The 22,353-nt window shown below is 63.7% G+C and carries 22 protein-coding genes and 1 tRNA gene; 16 read left to right on the top strand and 7 right to left on the bottom strand.

Translation table 11 applies throughout. The features are described 5' to 3' along the window. Positions 1–501 precede the first annotated feature (501 nt). The 3 genes from DH08_RS28125 (at position 502) to DH08_RS28115 (ending at position 4,060) form a co-directional block, all read left to right on the top strand. On the top strand, positions 502–1,902 hold the full coding sequence (locus DH08_RS28125) for an oligosaccharide flippase family protein (RefSeq protein ID WP_192182515.1): 1,401 nt from the start codon (positions 502–504) through the stop codon (positions 1,900–1,902). Beyond that, positions 1,902–3,182, top strand: a complete 1,281-nt coding sequence (locus DH08_RS28120; RefSeq protein WP_192182514.1) for a GNAT family N-acetyltransferase — start codon at positions 1,902–1,904, stop codon at positions 3,180–3,182. The genes DH08_RS28125 and DH08_RS28120 overlap by 1 nt, the downstream gene beginning before the upstream one ends. A gap of 269 nt (positions 3,183–3,451) precedes the next feature. Further along, the gene (locus DH08_RS28115) at positions 3,452–4,060 is read left to right on the top strand and encodes a hypothetical protein (protein WP_192182513.1); all 609 of its coding nucleotides are present in this window, start codon (positions 3,452–3,454) and stop codon (positions 4,058–4,060) included. A 169-nt stretch (positions 4,061–4,229) separates the two neighbouring features. Here the strand turns inward: DH08_RS28115 and DH08_RS28110 are convergent. Then, positions 4,230–4,314 (bottom strand) — tRNA-Leu (locus tag DH08_RS28110). 636 nt (positions 4,315–4,950) lie between these two features. Here DH08_RS28110 and pstS point away from each other — a divergent pair. From pstS to DH08_RS28090, 4 genes are all read left to right on the top strand, one after another. After that, positions 4,951–5,967 carry a phosphate ABC transporter substrate-binding protein PstS gene (gene pstS, locus DH08_RS28105; RefSeq protein WP_246801017.1) on the top strand — a complete coding sequence of 339 codons (1,017 nt, stop codon included), beginning with the start codon at positions 4,951–4,953 and terminating at the stop codon, positions 5,965–5,967. Positions 5,968–6,065: 98 nt separating this feature from the next. Further along, positions 6,066–7,796 carry a Na/Pi cotransporter family protein gene (locus tag DH08_RS28100; protein ID WP_192182511.1) on the top strand — a complete coding sequence of 577 codons (1,731 nt, stop codon included), beginning with the start codon at positions 6,066–6,068 and terminating at the stop codon, positions 7,794–7,796. Positions 7,797–8,077: 281 nt separating this feature from the next. Next, positions 8,078–8,665, top strand: coding sequence for a YqaA family protein (locus tag DH08_RS28095; protein WP_006199903.1), 588 nt, complete (start codon positions 8,078–8,080; stop codon positions 8,663–8,665). Positions 8,666–8,793: 128 nt separating this feature from the next. Continuing rightward, positions 8,794–9,312: a disulfide bond formation protein B gene (locus DH08_RS28090; protein WP_192182510.1), complete on the top strand. Its 519-nt coding sequence runs from the start codon at positions 8,794–8,796 to the stop codon at positions 9,310–9,312. 157 nt (positions 9,313–9,469) lie between these two features. Here the strand turns inward: DH08_RS28090 and DH08_RS28085 are convergent, their stop codons facing one another. Then, positions 9,470–10,027 (bottom strand): HNH endonuclease, encoded by a 558-nt coding sequence (locus tag DH08_RS28085; RefSeq protein ID WP_006199900.1) that lies wholly within the window; start codon positions 10,025–10,027, stop codon positions 9,470–9,472. A gap of 128 nt (positions 10,028–10,155) precedes the next feature. Further along, a complete protein-coding gene (locus DH08_RS28080) occupies positions 10,156–10,797 on the bottom strand; it encodes a DNA-3-methyladenine glycosylase family protein (RefSeq protein WP_192182509.1) in 642 nt (213 codons plus the stop codon). Between the two features lie 74 nt (positions 10,798–10,871). Between DH08_RS28080 and gluQRS the strand changes: the two genes are divergently transcribed. Then, complete coding sequence (gene gluQRS, locus DH08_RS28075; protein WP_192182508.1) at positions 10,872–11,750, top strand: tRNA glutamyl-Q(34) synthetase GluQRS; 879 nt, start codon at positions 10,872–10,874, stop codon at positions 11,748–11,750. Between the two features lie 12 nt (positions 11,751–11,762). Here gluQRS and DH08_RS36630 read toward each other — a convergent pair whose 3' ends face one another. Beyond that, the gene (locus DH08_RS36630) at positions 11,763–12,275 is read right to left on the bottom strand and encodes a hypothetical protein (RefSeq protein WP_246801016.1); all 513 of its coding nucleotides are present in this window, start codon (positions 12,273–12,275) and stop codon (positions 11,763–11,765) included. Between DH08_RS36630 and DH08_RS28065 the strand changes: the two genes are divergently transcribed. Then, positions 12,253–13,143 (top strand): DMT family transporter, encoded by an 891-nt coding sequence (locus tag DH08_RS28065; RefSeq protein WP_192182507.1) that lies wholly within the window; start codon positions 12,253–12,255, stop codon positions 13,141–13,143. The two genes, DH08_RS36630 and DH08_RS28065, sit on opposite strands and share 23 nt — an antisense overlap. Positions 13,144–13,184: 41 nt before the next feature. On the opposite strand, the gene DH08_RS28060 is transcribed toward DH08_RS28065, so the two are convergent. Then, positions 13,185–14,036, bottom strand: a complete 852-nt coding sequence (locus tag DH08_RS28060; RefSeq protein ID WP_192182506.1) for a YihY/virulence factor BrkB family protein — start codon at positions 14,034–14,036, stop codon at positions 13,185–13,187. A 57-nt stretch (positions 14,037–14,093) separates the two neighbouring features. Between DH08_RS28060 and DH08_RS28055 the strand changes: the two genes are divergently transcribed. The 7 genes from DH08_RS28055 (at position 14,094) to DH08_RS28025 (ending at position 19,490) form a co-directional block, all read left to right on the top strand. Beyond that, the gene (locus DH08_RS28055; protein ID WP_192182505.1) at positions 14,094–14,960 is read left to right on the top strand and encodes an SDR family oxidoreductase; all 867 of its coding nucleotides are present in this window, start codon (positions 14,094–14,096) and stop codon (positions 14,958–14,960) included. A gap of 24 nt (positions 14,961–14,984) precedes the next feature. Beyond that, positions 14,985–15,176: a twin transmembrane helix small protein gene (locus DH08_RS28050; RefSeq protein WP_006199891.1), complete on the top strand. Its 192-nt coding sequence runs from the start codon at positions 14,985–14,987 to the stop codon at positions 15,174–15,176. Positions 15,177–15,195: 19 nt separating this feature from the next. Further along, on the top strand, positions 15,196–15,777 hold the full coding sequence (locus DH08_RS28045) for a cob(I)yrinic acid a,c-diamide adenosyltransferase (protein ID WP_192182504.1): 582 nt from the start codon (positions 15,196–15,198) through the stop codon (positions 15,775–15,777). 34 nt (positions 15,778–15,811) lie between these two features. Beyond that, positions 15,812–16,615 (top strand): rhomboid family intramembrane serine protease, encoded by an 804-nt coding sequence (locus DH08_RS28040; RefSeq protein ID WP_192182503.1) that lies wholly within the window; start codon positions 15,812–15,814, stop codon positions 16,613–16,615. 172 nt (positions 16,616–16,787) lie between these two features. After that, positions 16,788–17,537, top strand: a complete 750-nt coding sequence (locus tag DH08_RS28035) for an electron transfer flavoprotein subunit beta/FixA family protein (protein ID WP_192182502.1) — start codon at positions 16,788–16,790, stop codon at positions 17,535–17,537. A 24-nt stretch (positions 17,538–17,561) separates the two neighbouring features. Then, complete coding sequence (locus DH08_RS28030; protein ID WP_192182501.1) at positions 17,562–18,491, top strand: electron transfer flavoprotein subunit alpha/FixB family protein; 930 nt, start codon at positions 17,562–17,564, stop codon at positions 18,489–18,491. Between the two features lie 120 nt (positions 18,492–18,611). Further along, positions 18,612–19,490, top strand: coding sequence for a 3-hydroxybutyryl-CoA dehydrogenase (locus DH08_RS28025; protein ID WP_192182500.1), 879 nt, complete (start codon positions 18,612–18,614; stop codon positions 19,488–19,490). A 48-nt stretch (positions 19,491–19,538) separates the two neighbouring features. Here the strand turns inward: DH08_RS28025 and DH08_RS28020 are convergent, their stop codons facing one another. Both DH08_RS28020 and DH08_RS28015 read right to left on the bottom strand, forming a co-directional pair. Then, entirely contained in the window at positions 19,539–21,515 is a 1,977-nt protein-coding gene (locus DH08_RS28020; RefSeq protein ID WP_192182588.1) for a PAS domain S-box protein, read from the bottom strand. 198 nt (positions 21,516–21,713) lie between these two features. Further along, positions 21,714–22,352: an NrsF family protein gene (locus DH08_RS28015; protein WP_192182499.1), complete on the bottom strand. Its 639-nt coding sequence runs from the start codon at positions 22,350–22,352 to the stop codon at positions 21,714–21,716. Position 22,353 lies beyond the last annotated feature (1 nt).

Raw genomic sequence — 22,353 nt, 5'->3', positions numbered from 1 at the left:
TTTCCTGTGGTGTTGTGACGGCAACTATGCTATAGTTTTGAGTATGGCGCTGATTTGCGCCGACGACCCGCCGCCAAGGCGGGTTTCTTATTTTCTTCCTGGGTGGTTCACTGCTTTTTGCTGAACGAGCCTTGGCCAGGGGCGTCGGCCTATTCGTTTCTACGCCGCCTTCAGCCGCACCATTTCGGCCTCGAACTCGAACTGCGCGGCTTCTTTCTGTCAATCTCGTTAAGATACTGCTGAATTAAGAGCTGGCTCATGTCCCCTCCACGCCGTGGCATTAGGGCCGTACATTCTCAGTTGTCAAAGGTTGATCGTAAGGCGCGGTGACGCCATGCGATACGGACCGCCTCCCGGCCGGGGGCCCGTTGCCTTCGGCAACTCCCCGGCGTTCGCTCGCCATTCGTCATCCGCGCACCGGCGGCTCACCCAACCGTTTCTTAAGGTGTTTCGGATAGAGCGAAATGCAGAAAAAGAGGCGGAAAACGGAGTGTGATCGGGGTGCGCTTTTCCGCGGCCACGACAGCCGAGCGGTTTTTGCCGCAGCGTGTGGCGCTGCGCATGGTGCCGTTGCTTGACCGGATCGACGCCGTGCTGTTCACCGCCGACGAGCGCGGCGAGGCCGGGCGCATGTCGGTCATCGCCTTTTCCATCCGCATCATCAGTGCCGTCATCGCCTTCGTCAGCCAGGTGCTGATGGCGCGCTGGATTGGTTCGTTCGAATACGGCATCTTCGTCCTCGTCTGGGTGACGATGGTCATCGTCGGCAACCTCGCCTGCCTCGGCTTCCACACCTCGGTCATCCGCTTCATTCCCGAATACCGTGAGCGCGGCATGCTGGCCGAATTGCGCGGCATCGTCGTGGCGAGCCGCCTGTTCGTGCTGATCGCATCAACGCTCATCGCGGGGCTGGGCGCCCTCGGCGTCTGGCTGGGATCGGCATGGCTGCAGAACTACTATGTCGTGCCCTTCATCCTCGGCGTCTTCTGCCTGCCGATGATCGCGATGGGCGACTTGCTGCAAGGGCTGTCGCGCGCCAACTCATGGGCGCTGTTTGCGCTCTCGCCGACCTATCTGGTGCGGCCGGTGCTGATCCTGGCGTTCATGGCGCTGATGCTGGCGTTGGGCTACGCACCCGACGCCAGGACCGCCATCTTCGCCTCGATCGCCGCGACTTATGTCACCACGCTCGGTCAGCTGATCGGCGTCACCTCGCGCATGGAACGGATTATCCCGACCGGGCCGATGAAGGTGCATTTTGGGCAGTGGTTCGTCGTCTCGCTGCCGATCTTCCTGGTCGAGAGCTTCTTCTTCCTGCTCACCAATGCCGATGTGCTGATGGTCGGCGCCTATCTCGACCCCAATGACGTTGCCGTCTATTTCGCCACCGTCAAGACACTGGCGCTGGTGCATTTCGTCTATTTCGCCGTCAAGGCCGGCGTTGCCCAGCGCTACGCCCAGTTCACCCATGGCGAGCCGGAAAAGCTTGCCGCCTTCGCCCGCGAGACGGTGTCGTGGACGTTCTGGCCCTCGCTGGTGATGGCGCTCCTGGTGTTGGCGCTGGGACAGCCGATGCTGGTGCTGTTCGGTCCCGAATTCACCGCCGGCTATCCGCTGCTGTTCCTGCTGGTGTTCGGCGTCGTGGCGCGGGCCGCGGTCGGCCCCTGCGAGAGCCTTTTGACCATGAGCGGCAACCAGAACATCTGCGCCGCCGTCTATGCCATGACGCTGGCCTTCAACATCGGCCTCAATGTGCTGCTGATCCCGCATTTCGGCCTGTGGGGCGCGGCGATCGCCACCAGTTTCGCCATGATCTTCGAGGCCGGCGCGCTGTCCTTCACCGTCTGGCGCAAGCTCGGTATCGTCATGGCCATCTTCGTGCCCGCCAGGAGAGACGCCTGATGGCCGCCGTCCCGTTGCTCGAGGAAACCAGCGGTGGCCCGGCCGGCGCCATGGTGTCCGGCCTTGCCGGCCTGGCACGCGAGGCCGATCCCGCCCATATCGAGATCCTCGCCAACAACCGGCCCGAGCGCAAGCTCGCCATCTACCCGGCCTCTGCCGGCTTCGACCTGGTCGAGGAGCTGGACTATCTGTGCACCCGCACGATCGAACCCAACGTCTTCTTCAACCCGCGCTTCCTCGCCCCGGCGATGCCAAGGCTTGAAGACCGTGAAGTACGCCTCGCCGTGATCCGCGACGGCGACGAGTACCGCAACCGGCTGCGCCTCCTGGTGCCGTTCTCGGTCGAGCGGCCGGCGATCCCGCTCGGCGTCCCCGTGATGCGCACCTGGTCGAGCCCGTTCGGTCCGATCGGCACGCCGCTGGTCGACCGCGACGACCCGGTCGGCGTCATCGAGGATTTCTTCTCGATGCTGTCGCGGCCACATCTCAAGCTGCCGAAGGTCTTTGTGCTGCCCGACATCCGGCTCGACGGCCCGGTGGCCAGCCTGCTCGCCTCGGTTGCCGAGACGCGCAGCCTGACGATGGTCACCACGGGCAGACTGGAACGCCCGGCGCTCGAAAGCGAGGCGGAAGGTGAGGCGTATCTCAAGGCATCGCTGCGCGCGCATCACCATCGCGAATTCCGCCGCCTGAAGCGGCGCCTTGCCGACCTCGGCAAGCTCGAGCACGTCGTGGCGCGCGGACCCGACGAGATCCGCCACGCCATCGAAAGCTTCCTGACGCTGGAGGTGGCCGGCTGGAAGGGCCGCGAGCGCACGGCCATGGCGATCGACCGCTTCCGCGCCGCCTTCGCCCGCGAGGCCGTGCACCGGCTGGCCGAGCAGGATCTCTGCCGTATCCACTCGCTGACGCTCGACGGCCGCACCATCGCCTGCCTGATCGTCTTCGTCGAGGCCGGCGTCGCCTATACCTGGAAGACCGCCTATGACGAGACGCTATCTGCCTATTCGCCGGGCACGCTCTTGATGATCGAGGTCACCAGGCAGCATCTCGACGACCCCAACATCGTGATGACCGATTCCTGCGCCGTGCCCGATCATCCGGTGATGAGCCGGCTGTGGAGCGAGCGCAAGCCGATGGGCACGCTGGTGATCGGGCTCTCGCCGGACGCCGACCGCCAGGTGCGCCAGGCGGCGTCGCAGTTGCATCTCTACCGCGAAACCCGCAACATGGCGCGCCTGCTGCGCAACCGCATGAAGAGCCTGCTGGGGCGGCGCTAGAGCGACCCCAAGAAGGCGGGTGGCACGGGTAGCACGCTAGCTGCTGCCTCATAAAACAGCGCTCGCCGCGGCCTGCTCCGACTTTGTCGGGTGCCTTCTCCGACCAACGAGCCTTTTGGCTTAGGTCATAAGGGTTGCTGTTCCCACGCAGTGGGAAGGACTAGCATCGGTACAGTTCCAAGGGGACGAGGCGATAGAGTTGGCCGCGCGGTTAGCATCATTTACGCCTCGGTCTTGCACGGCCAGAATCAAAAATCTGGGAGGAGTGCATGACGAAAATAGTTAGTCTTGGGCGTCGCGGGATCCTCGTCTCGATAGGTCTCATCGGCGCATGTCTAGGCGCGGCCGCAGCTCATGCCGCAGAACCCAACAAGGCCGAGATCGACGCCCTGAAGCAATCGTTGGCCAAGTATGAGGACTACACGGCCGCCATACGCGACCTCTATCTGTCGACGGTCGGATGCGTCTCCTACAGCGGCGAGAAGATCCCCGGAACGATGGACTACCCAAAGGGCGCCATGGGCATTCATTTCGTTAATGTCCCCAGCATCGGCCCGACAGTCGATCCGATGCGCCCCAATGTTCTGATCTACGAGCCGGTCGGTAACGAGTTGCGCCTGGTCGGCGTCGAGTGGCTCGTGCCCCTGACGCCCGACACCAAGGCGCCGCCGGAGCTCTTCGGACAGAAATTCATGGGCCCGATGGAGGGGCACTATCCGCTCATTCCGAAGGAGTTCCACCACTACGACCTCCACGCCTGGCTGTTCAAGGACAACCCGGCCGGAATGTTCAGCCCGACGCACCCGGAGGTGAAATGCGACAACTACGCATTCCCCATGCCGGAGAAGCCGACCAAGATGGTGCCGGGACCGATGTGATGTAGTGGCTCGCGGGTCCAGTTGACGGCAGAGGCGGGGCGAGGCCCCGCTTCTGTGGGTTCATCTCGGCACGACACCCCCGCGAAGAGTTCGACTCAACCTCGGGACCAGCAGCATTCGGGGAACAGGAATTGTGCGTCCCTGGCTTTCGAGGCTCTGCGTGAAAAAATGGTGCCCCTAGCCGGGATCGAACCAGCACTCCTTGCGGAACTCGATTTTGAGTCGAGCGCGTCTACCAATTCCGCCATAGGGGCTCAGGCCGGGCGGCCTGGATGGGCGCGGACTATACGGTTGGAGGCCTGTTCGTCAACTGGCCAATTCTCGACTGCCGCACGCTGGCGCATGATCCGGAGCCAGGTCCGGCTTTGCCGCGTTGACCTCCGGTTCGCAAAAATCCGTGAGATCTTCCAAAGGCGTGCCGCTGACGGACACCTGCATGTCGAGGCGATGCGGTCTCCAAGAGCGCGTCGCGTTGAAACGGATTCAGTCGACGCGCTTTGGTCCTTTGTTTTTATGCATGTCGTTGCCCCAAAACCGCTGCGCACTTTTGGGCGACATGCAAATAGCGGCCCGGACAATTCTCCTGGCTGGCGGTCAATTCGCCCTGATTGGAAAGGCGCCTGAAATATCAGGCCGCGCGGGCCGCTGTCATCCAATCGTTAAGAAGAGTTAATAAGAAACAGGAGTGATCTCGTCTTCTTTGGTCGGCGCTTTTTGTCGCGCCGGTCGCATGAGTTGCTGACTCTTCCGCCGATATTCGCAGTTGCCTGTTTCGGAAATACAAGCGGGATACAAAGATGTTTTCAGGACGTCGCACAAGTATTGCGTCACTCCGCCGTGCATGGTCGATGGTCACCGGGTTGGCGGGCGTCGTCGCTCTTGGTGTTTCCTTGGCCATCACAGCCGGTTCCGCTGCCCAGGCTGAGCCCATTCGCGGTGCGGGATCGACGCTGGCCGCACCGATCATCGCCAAATGGGCGAAGGCCTACAAGAATGCGCGCGCCGATGGCGGCGATTTCTTCACGCTCGACTGGACCGTCGACTATGAGCCGGTCGGCTCGCTTGCCGGCCTTATGCGGCTCAAGCAGCCCGAACTGGATTTCGCCGCCACCGATGTTCCGGTGCCGCCGGCCGATCTCGCCAGGAACGGCCAGAAACAATTTCCGATCGTCATGGGCGGCATCGCGGTGGTCACCAATCTGGACGGCTTGCCGGAAGGTGGCTTGCGCCTTTCCGGTCCGGTCCTCGCCGACATCTATCTTGGAGTGATCAAGACGTGGTCCGATCCCGCCATCCAGGCGCTCAATCCCGGCATTGCCCTTCCTGACCTCGCCATCAGCGTCTTCCACCGGCAAGACGGTTCGGGCTCGACCCATGTCTTCACCGAGTTCCTGTCGTCCGGCAGCGAGGCATGGAAGACCAGGTTCGGCGCCGACACGCTGATCGCATGGCCGCTTGGAACCGGCGCCGAAGGCACGCAGGCTCTCATTCGCGCCGTGGCCGCGACCAAGGGCGCCATCGCCTATGCCGAATATGGCCAGGCGCTTCGCGCCGGCCTGCCCGTCGCGGCGGTCGCCAACAGATCCGGCAATTTCGTCAGACCAGGTCCCGAGGGCGTGCAAGCGGCGGCCGCATCCGTCGCTTGGGAGGAAACGAGCGATTTCTTCGCTTCCCTGACCGATCGTGGGGGAGAGGCCGCCTATCCGATCAGTACGGCGGTGTTCGCGGTGGTCCAGGTTTCGGGGCGTTCGGAACACCGCTACCGCCGCGTCCACGACCTTTTCAGGCTGGCCTTCGCCGAGCCCGGCGCCAGCGACGCCGCAGCGCTCGGCTACGTGCCGTTGCCGAAGGCGCTCGTCGACCAGGTCGAGCGGTACTGGGCCGGGCAACCGCCTCTCGCAAACTGAGGATGAACGAAGAGCCTGGCGGTTCGACGCCAAGCGTTTCGGGCAGCAACTGAACTTCGTGCCGCGTCGCAGTGGCGACTTGTTGGGGATAGCGTGAAATGGACATAGATATCTTCAAGGACATCCTCGTTCCGGTGATCGGCGGGCTGGGCATCTTCATGCTCGGTCTGGATTTCATGGCCAACGGCATCCAGGCGCTCTCGGTCAACCGGATGCGCGACTTCCTTGCCAAGGCAGCCGGAACGCCCATCAAAGGCGTGCTGGCGGGAACACTGATCACGGGCGTGATCCAGTCGTCGACCGCGATGAGCGTCATGGTCGTCGGCCTGGTCAATGCCGGTGTCATTGCATTGCGGCCGGCGATCAGCGTCATCATGGGCGCCAATATCGGCACCACGCTCGGCAACGGGCTGATTGCGCTGCCGCTTGGCCCGCTCGGATTGATTCTCGCGGGCATATCGGCGCTGGTCTACTGCTTCGCCAACAGCGAGAAGATCAAGAACATCGCGCTCGCCTGCATGGGCTTCGCGCTGATCTTCTACGGCCTGAACCTGATGACCGGCGGCCTGCGCCCGCTTCGCAACCTGCCCGAAGTCATGTCGCTGCTGCAGACCCTCAAGGCCGATTCCTACCTCAACCTGCTGAAATGCGTGTTCATCGCCGCCGGCGTGACCGCGATGATCCACTCGTCCTCGGCAACGATCGGCATCGTGATGGGCCTGGGTGCTGCCGGCATTCTCGACTGGACCACCGCCGTCGCCTTCTCGCTCGGCGCCGATCTCGGCACCACGGTCACCTCGTGGATGGCTTCGCTCAATCTTTCGAAGAACGCCAAGCGGACCGCTTACGCGCACATATCGTTCAACATCATCGGCGTGTGCATCACCATCCCGCTGTTCTTCGTCTCCATCCAGGTGCTGGGTTGGGCCATGCAGTTCTTCGGCGGCGATCCGGCCGTTCCGGTGATCGTCGACGGCAAGGAGACCTTCCCCCTGGTGCCGGTGGCGGTTGGCCTCTACTCGACCTTCTTCAACGTCTTCAACACGCTGTTGCTGTTCCCGTTCATCGGTGTGTTCGAGCGGGTGCTATCGCGTGTCGGCCACACGGATGCCGAGGACGCCGAGGATTTCTCGACGCCGAAATTCCTCGACCGCAAGCTGGCCAGCGATTTCGCCAGGGCCATTCCCGCTGTCCAGCAGGAGACGGCCCGCCACCTCGAGGCCGGCGCGATGTTCCTCGATATCGCGCGCGGCTCCAAGAAAGCGCCGGCCGATCCGGGCGAGCACTATCTCGCAACCGATATCCTCAGCCGCGACATCCGCTCCTACACCGCTTCGCTGATGAAGGAAGACTTGCCCTATGAACAGCTCGACCTGATCGCCAGCCTGATCGAGGAAGCGGACTTCACGGCCGCCTTGACGGAATCGATGCATCAGGTGGCTCGACGCGTCAAACGCGAGACGTTCAGCAATCCGGCGCAAGCCATTGTCGAGACCGCATTGAACAAGCTCGATGCCTCGCTGCGTGAGATCCTGCCCACCTATGGTATTTCCGGGCCGCAAATGCCGGCAGGCCATGTCAGCTTCCCGGAGGTCGAGGAACTGCGTGCGCGGACCCTGGCTCTTGGGCCGAATGCGGGTGCTGCCGAACGCGGCACGATCCTGGCCCTTCTCGGTTCGATCGAGTGGGCAGAGATTCTGATCCGCCGCATCGATGCCGAGCGCAAGTCGGTCAATCGCGCCGGAGTGGTTGCCCGCGCATCGGCGCGCAGGCAGGACAAGCAGCGTCCGCTGGGCGATACCGGCCTCAGCCCTGTTCCGGCTGAGTAAAGGGCAGCGTCCGGACCACACTCCACCGAAACAATGCAAGCGGCATCGTCATCCGGCGGTGCCGCTTTTCTCGTTTTCGGGCTGCCCGCGACCAAACCTCACCTTTCTGTTTCGTGAAGCTTCAGCCATTGTGCAGCGCGGAAAATCTTTCTAGACAGACGGCGCGTTGGAGCGCCTCGCGTCCAGGAGATGGATGCGGCGTGCTTCTGGTCTTTGTTTTCATGCACGTCGCTTCCCCAAAACCGCTGCGCACTTTTGGGCGACGTGCATTAGGAGAGCCGATGCTTCGCGGACTTTACGACTGGACCTTGTCGCTGGCGGCGCGGAAATCCGCCGAATGGTGGCTGGCCTTCATCGCCTTCGTCGAAAGCTCGGTGTTCCTGGTACCGGCCGACGTGCTCTATCTGCCGATGGCCTTGTCGCGGCCCGACCGCGCCTACCGCTATGCACTGATCGCCACCGCCGCTTCGGTTCTGGGCGGCATCGCCGGCTGGTTCATCGGCCACTATGCCTATGAAGCGGTGGCCAAGCCCATTCTCGAATTCTACGGCAAATACGACGAGTTCGAGGCGCTGCGCACCTCGTCCGGTATCGGTTTCATCATCCTGATGCTGGTCACCTCGGGCGCCGCCCATCTGCCGCCGATCAAGGTGGTGACGATTCTCTCCGGCGTCATCGGCGTCAACCTGCTGTTGTTCATCGCGCTGGCGATCGTCGCGCGCGGCGCTCGCTTCCTGCTGCTGGCCTGGCTGTTGCGCCGCTATGGCGAAACGATCCGCGAGTTCATCGAAAAGCGTCTCGGCCTGATTGCCAGCGCCGCCGCCGCCGCCCTGATTTTGCTCTATATCGCGGTCAGATACGCTCACTAGAGCAATTCCAGGAAAAGTGCGCAGCGGTTTTCCGTCCGGAATTGCGTCAAGACAAACAGATAGAGCGGTACGGCGTTTCCGTGAAACGATGAACCGCTCTAAGCGACGAAGCAGACGGACCACCATCGATGACAGCGACCATGAATGCCGATACCGGACGCCAGCGCACGCGGGCCGCACTTTTCCTTGCTGTCGTCATGGCTGCCACCGTCGGCTCGGCGCTCGCCTTCCAGTACATAGGCGGCTACATCCCCTGCCATCTCTGCCTGGAGCAGCGCACGCCCTATTACATCGGCGCACCGCTGATGCTGCTGGCGGCGCTTGGCTCGGTGCTGGGCGCGCCCGCCTGGGTAACGCGCGGGCTGCTCGCCATCGGCGGACTGTTGATGCTCTACGGCCTCTATCTCGGCGTCTATCACTCCGGCGTCGAATGGGCATGGTGGCAAGGCCCGGCCGATTGTACCGCCGGTGCCGGCCCGGTCGACACCGGCGGCAAGGGCGTGCTCGATGCGCTCGACAAATTCGTGCCGCCGTCCTGCGACAAGGCGGCATTGCGCATCCTCGGCCTGTCGCTGGCCGGCTGGAACGCCATCGCCAGCTTCATCCTGGCCGCCGTCGCCTTCCGCAGCGCCTTCGCCCGCGACTGAACTGCTGAGCCCGACGCGAGATCGTTCAAGAATTCGGCAGGCTGAGCCGCATGAAGTGATTTTCGAGAACCGGAGCGGAGCGGACATTCAAGTCCGTGAGCACCGGAAGCGCAGAAAATCGCTTCAGGCGGCCAGCCTCCCGAATTATCGGACGATCTCAAGGTTCGAGTTCGACATCCCAGTAGAGATAATCCATCCAGCTTTCATGCAGATGGTTGGGCGGGAACAGGCGGCCGTTGTTGTGCAGGTCGTGCACCGTCGGCTGAAAAGGTTTCTGCAGCGGCCACATCTTGGCGTGCGCCGGCATCATGCCGCCCTTCCTGAGGTTGCAGGGCGAGCAGGCGGCGACGACATTCTCCCACGTCGTCGCCCCGCCGCGATGGCGCGGGATGACATGATCGAAGGTCAGGTCCTCCGGCGTGCCGCAATACTGGCACTGGAAACGATCGCGCAGGAAGACGTTGAAGCGGGTGAAGGCCGGATGCCTCGATGGCTTCACATAGGCCTTCAGGCTGACGACGCTGGGCAGCTTCATCGAGAAGGTCGGCGACGACACGGCGTGCTCGTACTCGGCGACGATGTTCACCCTGTCGAGGAACACCGCCTTGATGGCGTCTTGCCATGACCAGAGCGACAGCGGGTAATAGCTGAGCGGACGGTAGTCCGCATTCAGCACCAGCGCTGGAAGCCCATCCGGAGATACGGCAATCGTCACGCGTTGACCTCCTTGTCTCGCGAACCGATCGGCCGGGATACTGTAAGCCCGACATGACAGGGATGTGAAGCGGATTGTCGCTCGCCAGAAACGTCAAAAGCGCCTGATTTTCAGGCTTTTTTGTGGATTCACGCGGGGGGTGCAGCGTCCCTGCCCTTCAATTCGCGGTAATAGGCCCAGAAAAGTCGCGACGCGACACCTCGCCACGGGCTCCATGATTCGGCGAGCCGGATAAGCGTTTTCTCCGGCGGACGCGGGTCGATGCCGAGCGCGTGGCCGACGGCGCTCTGCAGCGCAACGTCACGCGCGGGGAAGATGTCGGGGTGGCCGGCGGCGAACAGCAGATAGACTTCCGCCGTCCACGGGCCGATGCCCGACACCGCCGTCATCGCCGCGATCGCCTCGGGGGCGTCGAGCAAACAGAGATGGTTGAGGTCAAGCCCATCGGCCACGGCTGTTGCCACGGCAATCAGGCCGCGCTGCTTCGGCCGCGACAGCCCGGCCTCGCGAAAGACGTCTTCGCCGGCGCCAAGGATCGCCTGCGGCGTCAGCGGATCGAGCAGCGTCGTCAGCCGCCCGAAAATCGCATCGGCGCTGGCGCGGGACACTTGCTGCGAGACGATGATCGAGGCAAGGCTCCTGAACCCCGGCTCCGAAAGCCTGAGCGGTACCTCCCCGGCCATGCCGCGCACCTTTTCAAGCCGCGGGTCGATGCGGCAGAGCGCGTCGAGCCCTTGCGCGATGTCGTCGAGATTGGCGATGCGTTGCATGTTCCCTTCCGCCTGGGCCGGGCGCAAGGTAGCAATCGGCGAAAGCGCCTGACAACCGACAAGCCGCCTGAGAGATGACGCTGCTGACATTCCGCTTTGCGCCGAGCCCGAACGGGCAATTGCATCTCGGCCACGCCTATTCGGCGCTGCTCAACCAGAGACTGGCGGCCGCGGCCGGCGGGCGCCTGCTGCTACGCATCGAGGACATCGACATCACACGCTGCACGCCGGAGTTCGAAGCCGGCGTCCTTCACGACCTGAAATGGCTCGGGCTCGACTGGGAAGAACCGGTACGCCGCCAGTCTGACCATTTCGCCGAATACCGGACGGTGCTCGACCGGCTGATTGCCGAAGAGCTTGTCTATCCGGCCTTCATGAGCAGAAGTGAGATCCGCGCCTTCATCGCCGGCAGCGAAAAACGCGGCCGCGACTGGCCGCGCGACCCGGACGGCGTGCCGCTCTATCCCCCAGTGGACAAGGCGGTGCCGGTAAGGGAACGCCAGCGGCGGATCGCCGAGAACATGCCCTTTGCCTGGCGGCTGGACATGGACACGGCGATGGCGCGCGCCTCGGGTGATCTGTCATGGACCGAATTCACCGACGAGACGCTTTCCGGCACCAGACAGGTCGAAGCCCGGCCGCAGGACTGGGGTGACGTGATCTTGGCGCGCCGCGACATCCCGACCAGCTATCACCTGGCCGTCGTCGTCGACGACGCCCTGCAAGGCATCAGCCATGTCGTGCGCGGCCAGGATCTGTTTTCAGCGACCGGCGTGCAACGCCTGCTTCAGGACATGCTTGGCCTGCCGCAGCCGGGATACTTCCATCATCGCCTGATCCCAGGCCCGGACGGGCGCAAGCTGTCGAAGAGTTTTGGCGATACCGGCCTTGCCGCGCTCAGGCAGGCGGGCGTCTCGCCGGACGACGTCAGGCGGCTGGTCGGCATCACCTGAACGGCAGAAACGCTACCAGCGGGCCAGCCCGGCTTTGATGAACGCCATCGTGCTGATGAAGGCGAAGGCGCCGCCCAGGCCCCAGGCGATCGCGAGTTTGAGATCCCGCAGGCTGATGCCATGCTCGTTGGCAACCATCACCGCGACGAAAAAGCCGAGCGTGAACAGCAGCGTGTTGCCGGTCGAACCGAAGCCGTCGTCGCGCATGATAGCGTCGAGCGCTGTGCCGAAGAAGAAGCCGAAAACGGCCACCGTCGCGACCGTCATCAGCAGCCAGCTGGTGTCGAGATTCAAAAGCATGACTACCCATGGCGACCGAGCCGCCATGCCCCTGGGATCAACCGATTGAAACGATTGTCCTGACGCCGTTTGTTGAATTCTAATGAGCTTATGGATCAATCGTTTCATTTTGCTTGCCGGATTAAACGGCATTAGAGCAATCGCCGTAGTCGGTTCTTCATCGAATACGTCTCCACCCGGTTCACGGACGGCTCCCGGAAAAATGCACAGCATCAAGCGGTTCATCCCCGCCTCCTTTGTCGTCCTGTGGGCAACCGGCTTCATCGGTGCGCGCTATGCCATGCCCTGGGCCGAGCCGTTCACCTTCCTGGCCGTGCGCTTCGTCCTGGCCGCCATCCTGCTGGGCGGCTTGACAGTCATGCTCGGCTCCAAAGGAGCCACCCGGGCGGAAGCGCTGCATGCGATGGGCGCCGGCGTGCTGATGCACGGCGTCTATCTCGGCGCCGTGTTCTGGGCGATCCACAGAGGCATGCCGGCCGGCTTCTCTGCCCTGATCGTAGGTCTGCAGCCGCTGGTCACGGCAGTGCTTGCCGGCCGGTTTCTCGGCGAGGCGATCCTGCCGCGCCATTGGGCGGGTCTCGCCGTCGGCCTTGCCGGCGTCGTCATCGTGCTGTGGCCGAAGCTCGGAGCGCTCGGCGGCGGCGTAACGGCAGCGACGCTGACCGCCTCGCTCATCTCGGTGCTTGGCATGAGCGCCGGCACGATCTGGCAGAAGCGCTTCGCCTCCGGTGGCGACCTGGTGGCGGCGACGATGTGGCAATATGTCGGCGGCGCCGCGCTGATGGCGCTCGCCTCGTTCGCCTTCGAGACTCGCACCGTCACCATTAATGGAGAGCTGATCTTCGCCATGGCTTGGCTGGTGCTGGTGCTGTCGATCGGCGCCATCTTCCTTCTGATGGTGATGATCCGCGACGGCGAGATGTCGAAGGTCGCTTCGCTGTTCTACCTCGTTCCCGCCGTCACCGCGGTCATCGCCTGGGCGCTGTTCGGCGAACAGCTCAACCTGGTCCAGATAACCGGCATGGCCATTGCCACACTGGGCGTCGGCCTTGCCACCGCCCAGCCAACCAGGAATCAGCCGACCAAAGCATGATCCCGAAAAGTGGAACCCGGTTTTCGGAACATGATCATGCTTCAACCAACTCTCGCGCGCGCCTCGAGATAGCGGCTGATCGCGGCGTTGAGCTCGCCGCCGAGGATGAAGATCGCCGAGAGCATGTAGAGGAAGACCACCGCGATCATGATCGACGCGAGGCCGGCATAGGTCGTCACATAGGACGAGAAATGATCGAGATAGGTGGCGAAGATGGTCGAGCCGGCAAGCCAGGCGACCAGTGTGAAGATGATGCCGGGCACGATCGAAAGGAAGCGGCGCTTGCCCGCCGGCAGCCAGAAATGCACCGCGAACAGCCCGCCAACAATGACGGTCGAGGCGATGACGTAACGCCATAGGGTGATCGTGCCCATATAGGGCTTGATCCCTTCGATATGCGCTTCGGCAAGCCGCGCCAGCAGCGGCGCGAACACCAGGAGCACGCTGATCACCAGGAAGCACGCCGTGGCGATCAGCACGAAGATGATGCTCTGCACCCGGCGATAGATGATGCCGCGTGTCTCTGACACGCGATAGGCCCGGTTGAGCGAGGTGCGCAGCGCCTCGATCCCGTTCGACGCAAAATAGGCGGCAAGCAGCACGCCGTAGGTCAACAAGTCGGTGCGGCGGACGGTGAGCACGTTGAGCACCTCGCGCGCGATCGGCTTGGCGATTTGTTCGGGCCAGGTGTCGAAGACCAGGTGCACGGCCGTGTCGGAAAAGGCCTGCGCGCCGAGAAAGCTCGCCAGGGTCGTGGCGAAAATCAGGAACGGGAACAGCGCCATCAGCGATGTGATCGCCAGATGGCTGGCCATCGCCCAGCCGTCGTCGGTGTTGAAATGACCGATCGCGTCATAGAGCACGCGGCGCAGGACGACGATTTTCCGCAACAAGTCCCGCGTTCCCTTCGATTGTCTCGACGCCGCGAATATGGGAAGGGAATGCGGCAAATGGCAACCCTTGGTCAAACCGCTAATCCCGCCGCGAGAGAATTGCGCACCATCATCGTCACCGGTGCGTCTTCCGGAATAGGCGCCTATTGCGCCCGGACGCTCAAGGCGGAAGGCTGGCGGGTGTTCGCGACGGCGCGCAAGCCAGCCGACATCGCCGCGCTCGAGGCCGACGGCATCGAGACCTTCTATCTCGACTATCGCGAGCCCGGCTCCATCGAAGCGCTGGTCGCCTCGGTGCTGGAACGCACCGGCGGGCGGCTCGATGCGCTGTTCAACAACGGCGCCTATGCCCAGCCGGGCGCCGTGGAGGATCTGCCGGTCGCGGCGTTGAGAGAACAGTTCGAGGCCAATCTCTTCGGCTGGCACGATTTGACGCGCCGCATCGTGCCGGTGATGCGCGGCCAGGGCCATGGCCGCATCGTGCACTGCTCCTCGATCCTCGGGCTGACGCCGGTGCGCTTTCGCGGCGCCTATTCCGCCTCCAAGCATGCGCTCGAAGGGCTGATGCTCTGCCTGCACCAGGAACTCGCGGGCAGCGGCATACACGTCTCGCTCATCGAGCCGGGACCAGTGACCTCGAAGATCGCCAGCAATGCGTTGTTCTGGTTCCTCAAGAATATAGACCACGAGAACTCGGTTCACCGCGCCGACTATCAGTCGCAGCTGGCACGGCTGCGGGCCGGCGGCAGCGTATCAGGGCTGAAACCCGGGCCGGAGGTGGTCCATACGGCCTTGCGCCATGCGCTTCTGTCGCGGCGCCCGCGACCGCACTATGTGGTAACAGTGCCGGCCAGAATCGGCGTGATCCTCAAACGCATACTGCCGGCATCAATGCTCTACCGCTTGCTTGCCAAACGCGCCTGAACGCAATCGAACTGGGAACAGACTATGGCAACCGTCTTCAATGTGCTCGCCGTCCTCGTCATGGTCGCCGTGGTGATCGTGCTGGTCCGCGGCCTCATCAACATGATGCGTGGCGGCGACGGCATGACCTCGAACAAGCTGATGCAGGCGCGCGTGCTGTTGCAGTTCGTGGCATTGGTGCTGATCCTGCTGGCGGTGTATTTCACCCGCAAGTGAGCTTTCCGGGAGGCAGAGCGTGGTCAAGCTCAACAAGATCTACACCCGCACCGGCGACGACGGCACCACCGGCCTCGGTACGGGCGAGCGGCGGCTGAAGTCCGACCTGCGCGTCGACGCCTACGGCACGGTCGACGAAGCCAATGCCTGCATCGGCATGGCCCGCATCCACACCGCTGCCGGCCATCAGGCGATCGACGCGATGCTGTCCCGCATCCAGAACGACCTTTTCGATCTCGGCGCCGATCTCTCCGTGCCGGACGACGGCAAGCCGCTTGGCTACGAGCCGCTGCGCATCATCGCCTCGCAGACCGACCGCGTCGAAAAGGACATCGACCTCCTCAACAAGGACCTTCAGCCGCTCAAATCCTTCGTCCTGAACGGCGGCACGCCGGCGGCCGCCGCCCTTCACCTCGCCCGCACGGTGGCGCGGCGGGCCGAGCGCATTATGGTGGCACTGGCACAGGATCCGCGCGAGCACGTCAACCGCGAGGCGATCAAATACATCAATCGCGTCTCGGACTTTCTGTTCGTCGCCGCACGCGCGGTCAATGACAACGGAAACGCCGACGTGTTATGGGTGCCGGGCAAGAACCGCTGAAATCGACCGAAGCGGAAGGGGCAAGTCAAACCTCATGTTCATCCCGCTTTACGACACCAACAGGCTGCGGCACATCCGGCTGCAATATGTGACGATCGGCCTGATCGCGGTTAACGCGCTGGTCTTTCTCATCACCTCGATCGGCGGCGAAAACTTCAAGAACGCTGCCGTGCTCGGCCTCGGCTTCATTCCTTCGGTCGTTCACGACAAGGTTGAACTCTCCCCTGAATTCGTCGTCATTCCGGAGAGCCTGAGCTACCTCACCTATGCCTTCCTGCATGCCGACATCTTCCATCTCGGCGGCAACATGCTGTTCCTGTGGGTGTTCGGCGACAATGTCGAGGACGCGCTCGGCCATATCCGCTACCTCATCTTCTACCTGCTTTGCGCCGCTGCCGGCGCCTTCTTCCAGGGCCTGGTGGCGTGGGATTCGCAGGTGCCGCTGATCGGTGCGTCCGGCGCCATCGCCGGCGTCGTTGCCGCCTATCTGATCCTCTATCCCAGGGTGAAGGTGTGGGTTCTCGCCTTCGCCCGCATCCCGCTGCGCATTCCGGCCTTTATCCCGCTCATCCTGTGGATCGTCTTCCAGATCGTCATGTTCGCCGCCGGCGGCGAGGACCAGGTCTCCTGGGCCTGCCATATTGGCGGCATCATCGCCGGCGCGGTGCTGGTGCTGGTGCTGCGCCGCCGCGGTGTGCCGCTGCTTGCCGGCGCCGACGGTGAACCTGCGGCGGAAGCCGATCAAGCGCCTGTTGCTGCCGAGCGGGTCGCCAGCGATCCGCATGCAGCCCAGCCGGCGCCGCAATGGGGCCGTGGCGGCGCTTCCAGTCCGAACTGAACCGATTTGACTGCGTCACGCATATTGACGCGCCGGGTTGTCGCAACTACGGAAGCGCCACCATTAGGCGTTTGAAGAGCAGGATTCCGTCCGGAATGTCGGCTTTCGACAACTCAGAAAGGGCGCGCGCTGCTATAGCGCGCCCAAATATTCTTGAAAGAGGTGACAGGAAATGAAGATCCTTGTGCCCGTGAAGCGGGTTGTGGATGCGAACGTCAAGGTGCGCGTCAAGGCCGACGGTTCGGCGGTTGAGCTTGCCAACGTCAAGATGGCAATGAACCCGTTCGACGAGATCGCGGTCGAAGAGGCCATCCGGCTGAAGGAAGCCGGCAAGGCCGAAGAGATCATCGTCGTCTCGATCGGCCCGCAGCAGGCACAGGAAACCTTGCGCACCGCGCTCGCCATGGGCGCTGACCGCGCCATCCTCGTCAAGACCGACGAGCAGACCGAGCCGCTCGGCGTCGCCAAGGTGCTGAAGGGCGTGGTCGAAGCAGAACAGCCCGGCCTGGTGATCCTCGGCAAGCAGGCAATCGACGACGATTCCAACCAGACCGGCCAGATGCTGGCCGCACTGCTCGGCTGGGCGCAGGGCACTTTTGCTTCCAAGGTTGTTGTCGAGGGCGACAAGGCCAAGGTGACGCGCGAAGTCGACGGCGGCCTGCAGACGGTGGAACTGAAGATGCCGGCGATCGTGACGGCCGACCTTCGCCTCAACCAGCCGCGCTATGCCTCACTGCCCAATATCATGAAGGCCAAGAAGAAGCCGCTCGACGAAAAGAGCCCGGCCGACTACGGCGCCGACGTCAAGCCGCGGCTGAAAGTACTCAAGACCGAGGAACCGGGCGGCCGCAAGGCGGGCGTCAAGGTCAAGAGCGTCGCCGAACTGGTCGACAAGCTCAAGAACGAAGCCGGCGTGCTGTAAGCGATCGGGAAAGGAACCAAGAAAATGACCATTCTCCTCATCGCCGAACACGACAACGCAACGCTTTCCGACCAGACCGCCAAGGCGCTGTCGGCAGCCCTGCAGATCGGTTCGGACGTCCACGTCCTGGTTGCCGGCAAGGGCGCCAAGCCGGCGGCAGATGCCGCCGCCAAGCTCAAGGGCGTGACCAAGGTGCTGCTGGCCGATGCCGACGAACTGACCGAGCGCCTCGCCGAACCGATGGCGGCGCTGATCGTCTCACTGGCCGGCGCCTATGACACGATCATCGCCCCGGCGACCTCGTCGGGCAAGAATGTCGCACCGCGCGTGGCCGCCCTGCTCGACGTCGCGCAGGTGTCGGAGATCATCGAAGTGGTGTCGCCCGACACCTTCAAGCGGCCGATCTATGCCGGCAACGCCATCCAGACGGTGCAGTCGAGCGACGCCAAGAAGGTCATCACGGTGCGCACCGCCTCCTTCCAGGCAGCGCCCGAGGGTGGCTCGGCCGCGGTCGAGACCGTCAAGGCCGCCGCCAATCCCGGCCTGTCCTCCTTTGTCGAGAACAAGCTCTCCGAGACCGACCGTCCGGAGCTGACCTCGGCCAAGATCATCATCTCGGGCGGCCGTGCGCTGGGTTCGTCGGAAAAGTTCCAGGAGGTCATCCTACCGGTCGCCGACAAGCTCGGCGCGGCCGTCGGCGCGTCCCGCGCCGCCGTCGACGCCGGCTATGCGCCGAACGACTGGCAGGTCGGTCAGACTGGCAAGGTGGTGGCCCCCGATCTCTACATCGCCGTCGGCATCTCCGGCGCCATCCAGCACCTTGCCGGCATGAAGGATTCCAAGGTCATCGTCGCCATCAACAAGGACGAGGAGGCGCCGATTTTCCAGGTTGCCGACTACGGTCTCGTCGGTGATCTCTTCGTCATTCTGCCGGAACTGCAAAAGGCGCTTTGACGCTATCTGCCGAACCGTATTAAATTGTGAAGGGTGGGGTAGACGAAGCTGCCCCGCCCTTTTAGTTTGCACCGCACAAAAAGCAGGCCGCAAAGGCCTTTCTTCGACGGGATCGGTGTAATGAGCAAGATCGAGACGATCGGCATCATCGGCGCGGGCCAGATGGGCGGCGGTATCGCCCATGTCTCTGCGCTTTCCGGCTACAAGGTGCTGATCTACGACATCTCGCTCGAGCGCATCGAGAAGGGCATCGCCACCGTCAGCGGCAACATGGCCCGTCAGGTCGGCTCGGGCAAGCTCGAGGAAAAGCTGCGCAACGAAGCGATGGCGCGCATTTCTGCTGCACCCGCCATGGCCGATCTTGCCGGCGCCGACCTGGTGATCGAGGCAGCGACCGAGGACGAGACAGTCAAGCGCAAGATCTATGCCCAGCTCTGCCCGCAGCTCAATCCCGAGGCGATCCTGGCGACCAACACCTCGTCGATCTCGATCACCCGGCTTGCCGCGCAGACCGATCGTCCCGAGCGCTTCATCGGCATACATTTCATGAACCCGGTGCCGGTGATGAAGCTGGTCGAGCTGGTGCGCGGCATCGCCACCGAGGACCAGACCTTCGAGGCGGCCAAGGCCTATGTGAAGCAGCTCGACAAGACGATCACCGTCTCGGAGGATTTTCCGGCCTTCATCGTCAACCGCATTCTGCTGCCGATGATCAACGAGGCGATCTACACGCTCTACGAGGGCGTCGGCTCGGTCGACGCCATCGACACCGCCATGAAGCTCGGCGCCAACCACCCGATGGGGCCGCTGCAGCTTGCCGATTTCATCGGCCTGGACACCTGCCTGTCGATCATGCAGGTGCTGCATGACGGCCTGTCGGATTCGAAATACCGCCCCTGCCCGCTGCTGGTGAAATATGTCGAAGCCGGCTGGCTCGGCCGCAAGACCGGGCGCGGCTTCTACGACTATCGCGGCGAGCATCCGGTTCCGACGCGCTAGAATCCGAAGACTTCGGCGCGGCAGCTCACAGACCTAGCAAGGCCTGCTTCAGGAGGCCGCGGCAAGCGGCTTGGGCGGCGCCGTGTCGGCGCCTTTGATGTCCTCATCCGGCGCCGCTGAAACGCAGCCCCGTCCGGCGGCCTTGGCCGCGTAACAGGCAGCATCGGCCCGTGCGATGATCTCATCCACTTCGCCACAGCCGGCGCGGATCGGAGCCAGGCCGATGCTGGCGCCGATCGAATGCGGTCGTCCGTCCCAGGTGAAATTCAGGCCGCGGATCGCATCGATGATGGATCGTGCCGCAATCATGCCGCTGGCGGCCGAGCCCGACCTCAGGATGACGGCGAACTCGTCGCCTCCGAGGCGGGCGACGATGTCTTCAGGTCCAAGCACGCCACGGATCGCCTCGGCGACCCGCTTCAACAGGGCATCGCCCGCGGCATGGCCGCCGGTGTCGTTGACCAGCTTGAAGTGGTCGAGGTCGACAAACATGAACTGATGCTCCCCGATCGACCCTGTCGTATCGCCGGCCGAGTTCGTCGTGCCGCCGACCGGCCCTGTCGTGTCGGCCGCGTCGGCCTTGCCGCTCCGATCGACCAGTTCCTCCATCGTGCGGATGAAGCTCGAACGGTTGGCGAGACCGGTGAGCGCGTCATGGGCGGCGGCATAGGCGAGTTGGCGCTGCAGGGCGCGCGCATCGGTAAAATCCTGGAAGACGATGACCAGTCCGCAGAATTCAGCTCGCTCGTTCATGATCGGCGACACGACCTGACGGATGCTGCAGCGCGTGTCGTCGCGGCGGACCAGCACGGCGCGACTGTTCTGCTCGGCGGGAGCTGTGCCGCCGGTCGAAGCCCGTGCCACGCCGATCCTCTGCCCGGTCTCTTCGTCTACCGCCCAGTAGACATGACCGAGCGTCTTGCCGAGCGCCTCGCCGCTGGTGACGCCGGTCAGCTTTTCGGCCACCGGATTCATGAAGGTGACGCGGTTTGCGGCATCCGTGCAGATCACGGCATCGCCGATCGACTGCAGGGTGACGCGCAGCCGTTCCTTCTCGTCGGCCAGCATCGCCGCCGAGACGATGAGGCGCGCTTCGGCCTCCTTGCGCTGAGTGATGTCGGTCAGGCTGCCAATGGCCCTGATCAGCCGCCCGACGGCGTCACGCTCGATGGCCTTGCCGCGGTCGAGGATCCAGACCCAGTGCCCGTCCTTGTGGCGCATTCTGAACTCGGCTTCGAAAAACGGCGTCTCGCCGGCGAGGTGGGCGCGGTCGGCCTCGGCGACGAGCTCGCGGTCGTCGGGATGGATCATCGTCAGCCAACGGTCGGGGTCGCCGTCCAGTTCGCCATCTGCATAGCCGAGCATCTTCACCCAGGTACCGGAGTAGGTCGTGCCGCCCTTGCGCATGTCGAGATCCCAGACGCCCTGACCAGCGCTGGCCAGTGCAAAGTTCCAGCGCGTTTCGGCTTCCGCGATGCGGGCCTCGGACTGCTTGCGGGCGTCGATGTCCTCAATCTGTGAAACCAGGTAGAGCGGGCGGCCGTTGTCTTCGTCGCGGATGACCGAGCCGGCAAGCTGCGCCCAAACCGGCGTCCCGTCCTTCCGCAGGTAACGCTTCTCGAAGTGGAAGGCGTCGATCTTGCCCTCCTTCAGGCTGATCATCGTTTCCCTGCCGATCTGCAGGTCGTCGGGATGCGTGATCTGGAAGAAGGTCAGCGCCTCGATTTCCTCCCGGCTATAGCCAAGCATGGTGGCGAAAGCCGGATTGGTCTGCAGGATGCGGCCGTCGAGGCCGACGATGGCGACGCCGATCGCCGAATCCTCCATGGCGCGGCGGAACCGCTGTTCGCTCTCGCCGATCTGCCGGCGGTCCTCGACGATCTGGCGAACGAACAGGGCGGTGAGGAAAAGCGACGCCGCGATCATCGCGACCGCTATCTGCAGGCAGAGTTTCAGGGCCTCGGCGCCGAGCTCCAGGTGCGACAGCAGGATCGACGCAAGGACGGCGACAAGGCCGACCACCATCAAAACCAGCGCAGCATGTCTGTCGGCCCGCAGGCCTTTCCAAGTCCACGTCACAATGCGGATCCACCCCGTTACGCAATTGCACGTTGCTGCAACCCTGGCGGATCGATTTTAAGGAAAGGTTGCGCTGGCGGTCCCGGCGACGATGCTAACCGGCAAACAATTGCCGGCATGATTAAGGATCGGTGTGCGTTCCCCCTACCAGCGCACGAAAAGCCGCCCGCCCAGGGCTCCCAGCGCCGTAAGGATGATGATCGCGACCGTGTACCAGGTGGCGACGAAGAGCGGTGAATCGTCGACGCAGTGCGCGGCATAGAAGGTCGCCGCCAGCCCACCGGCGAGCAGGCCCGCAACCGCGCCGGCAAGCACCGGCCGCGTCGGCGCGCCGTAGCGCAGCATCCACAGGAAAATCGCCAGCGGGCCAATGCCGATCAGCGGGATGAAGCCCATGCAGATCATCATGTTGGAGCCGACCAGCCGCGTGCCCCATTGCGCCTCAGGCACCGCGAAGAGTTCCAGAACCACAGCCACGAGGACGAGCAGCGGCGCCGCGGCCATCCAGGCCGCCGCCTTTCCCGTCGATGCGCCGGGCGTCGACAACGCGTGGATCAGCGCGAAGGCGGTGCCGGCAAGCACGATGGTGAAGACGAACTTCGACAGGAAGCGCATCGTGTGCATGGCGATCATGATGTCGGAACGTGGACCGATCGTGAACCAGAAAACCACCGCGGCGATCACCGCCGCAGCCGCGGTGGCTACCCACCAGGCCGAACGCAGCGGCATCGCCTTGCTGCGGGCGTCGGCGTCCAATGCCTTGATGAGATCCTCGGTCCTCATG

Origin of the sequence: Mesorhizobium amorphae (genome assembly GCF_014843845.1) — a bacterium.
GTDB classification, from domain to species: Bacteria; Pseudomonadota; Alphaproteobacteria; order Rhizobiales; family Rhizobiaceae; genus Mesorhizobium; species Mesorhizobium amorphae_A.
This window is presented reverse-complemented; position numbering and strand designations above follow the sequence as displayed.

Excerpts from the sequence above, each read along its gene's own strand:
- gluQRS (WP_192182508.1), top strand. The coding sequence starts at position 10,872 with ATGACGCTGCTGACATTCCGCTTTGCGCCGAGCCCGAACGGGCAATTG.
- DH08_RS28115 (WP_192182513.1), top strand. The coding sequence starts at position 3,452 with ATGACGAAAATAGTTAGTCTTGGGCGTCGCGGGATCCTCGTCTCGATA.
- DH08_RS36630 (WP_246801016.1), bottom strand. The coding sequence starts at position 12,275 with ATGAACCGCTTGATGCTGTGCATTTTTCCGGGAGCCGTCCGTGAACCG.
- DH08_RS28025 (WP_192182500.1), top strand. The coding sequence starts at position 18,612 with ATGAGCAAGATCGAGACGATCGGCATCATCGGCGCGGGCCAGATGGGC.
- DH08_RS28095 (WP_006199903.1), top strand. The coding sequence starts at position 8,078 with ATGCTTCGCGGACTTTACGACTGGACCTTGTCGCTGGCGGCGCGGAAA.
- DH08_RS28120 (WP_192182514.1), top strand. The coding sequence starts at position 1,902 with ATGGCCGCCGTCCCGTTGCTCGAGGAAACCAGCGGTGGCCCGGCCGGC.
- DH08_RS28035 (WP_192182502.1), top strand. The coding sequence starts at position 16,788 with ATGAAGATCCTTGTGCCCGTGAAGCGGGTTGTGGATGCGAACGTCAAG.
- DH08_RS28100 (WP_192182511.1), top strand. The coding sequence starts at position 6,066 with ATGGACATAGATATCTTCAAGGACATCCTCGTTCCGGTGATCGGCGGG.
- DH08_RS28080 (WP_192182509.1), bottom strand. The coding sequence starts at position 10,797 with ATGCAACGCATCGCCAATCTCGACGACATCGCGCAAGGGCTCGACGCG.
- DH08_RS28030 (WP_192182501.1), top strand. The coding sequence starts at position 17,562 with ATGACCATTCTCCTCATCGCCGAACACGACAACGCAACGCTTTCCGAC.
- DH08_RS28055 (WP_192182505.1), top strand. The coding sequence starts at position 14,094 with ATGGCAACCCTTGGTCAAACCGCTAATCCCGCCGCGAGAGAATTGCGC.
- DH08_RS28065 (WP_192182507.1), top strand. The coding sequence starts at position 12,253 with ATGCACAGCATCAAGCGGTTCATCCCCGCCTCCTTTGTCGTCCTGTGG.
- DH08_RS28050 (WP_006199891.1), top strand. The coding sequence starts at position 14,985 with ATGGCAACCGTCTTCAATGTGCTCGCCGTCCTCGTCATGGTCGCCGTG.
- DH08_RS28015 (WP_192182499.1), bottom strand. The coding sequence starts at position 22,352 with ATGAGGACCGAGGATCTCATCAAGGCATTGGACGCCGACGCCCGCAGC.
- DH08_RS28090 (WP_192182510.1), top strand. The coding sequence starts at position 8,794 with ATGACAGCGACCATGAATGCCGATACCGGACGCCAGCGCACGCGGGCC.
- DH08_RS28020 (WP_192182588.1), bottom strand. The coding sequence starts at position 21,515 with ATGGTGGTCGGCCTTGTCGCCGTCCTTGCGTCGATCCTGCTGTCGCAC.
- DH08_RS28040 (WP_192182503.1), top strand. The coding sequence starts at position 15,812 with ATGTTCATCCCGCTTTACGACACCAACAGGCTGCGGCACATCCGGCTG.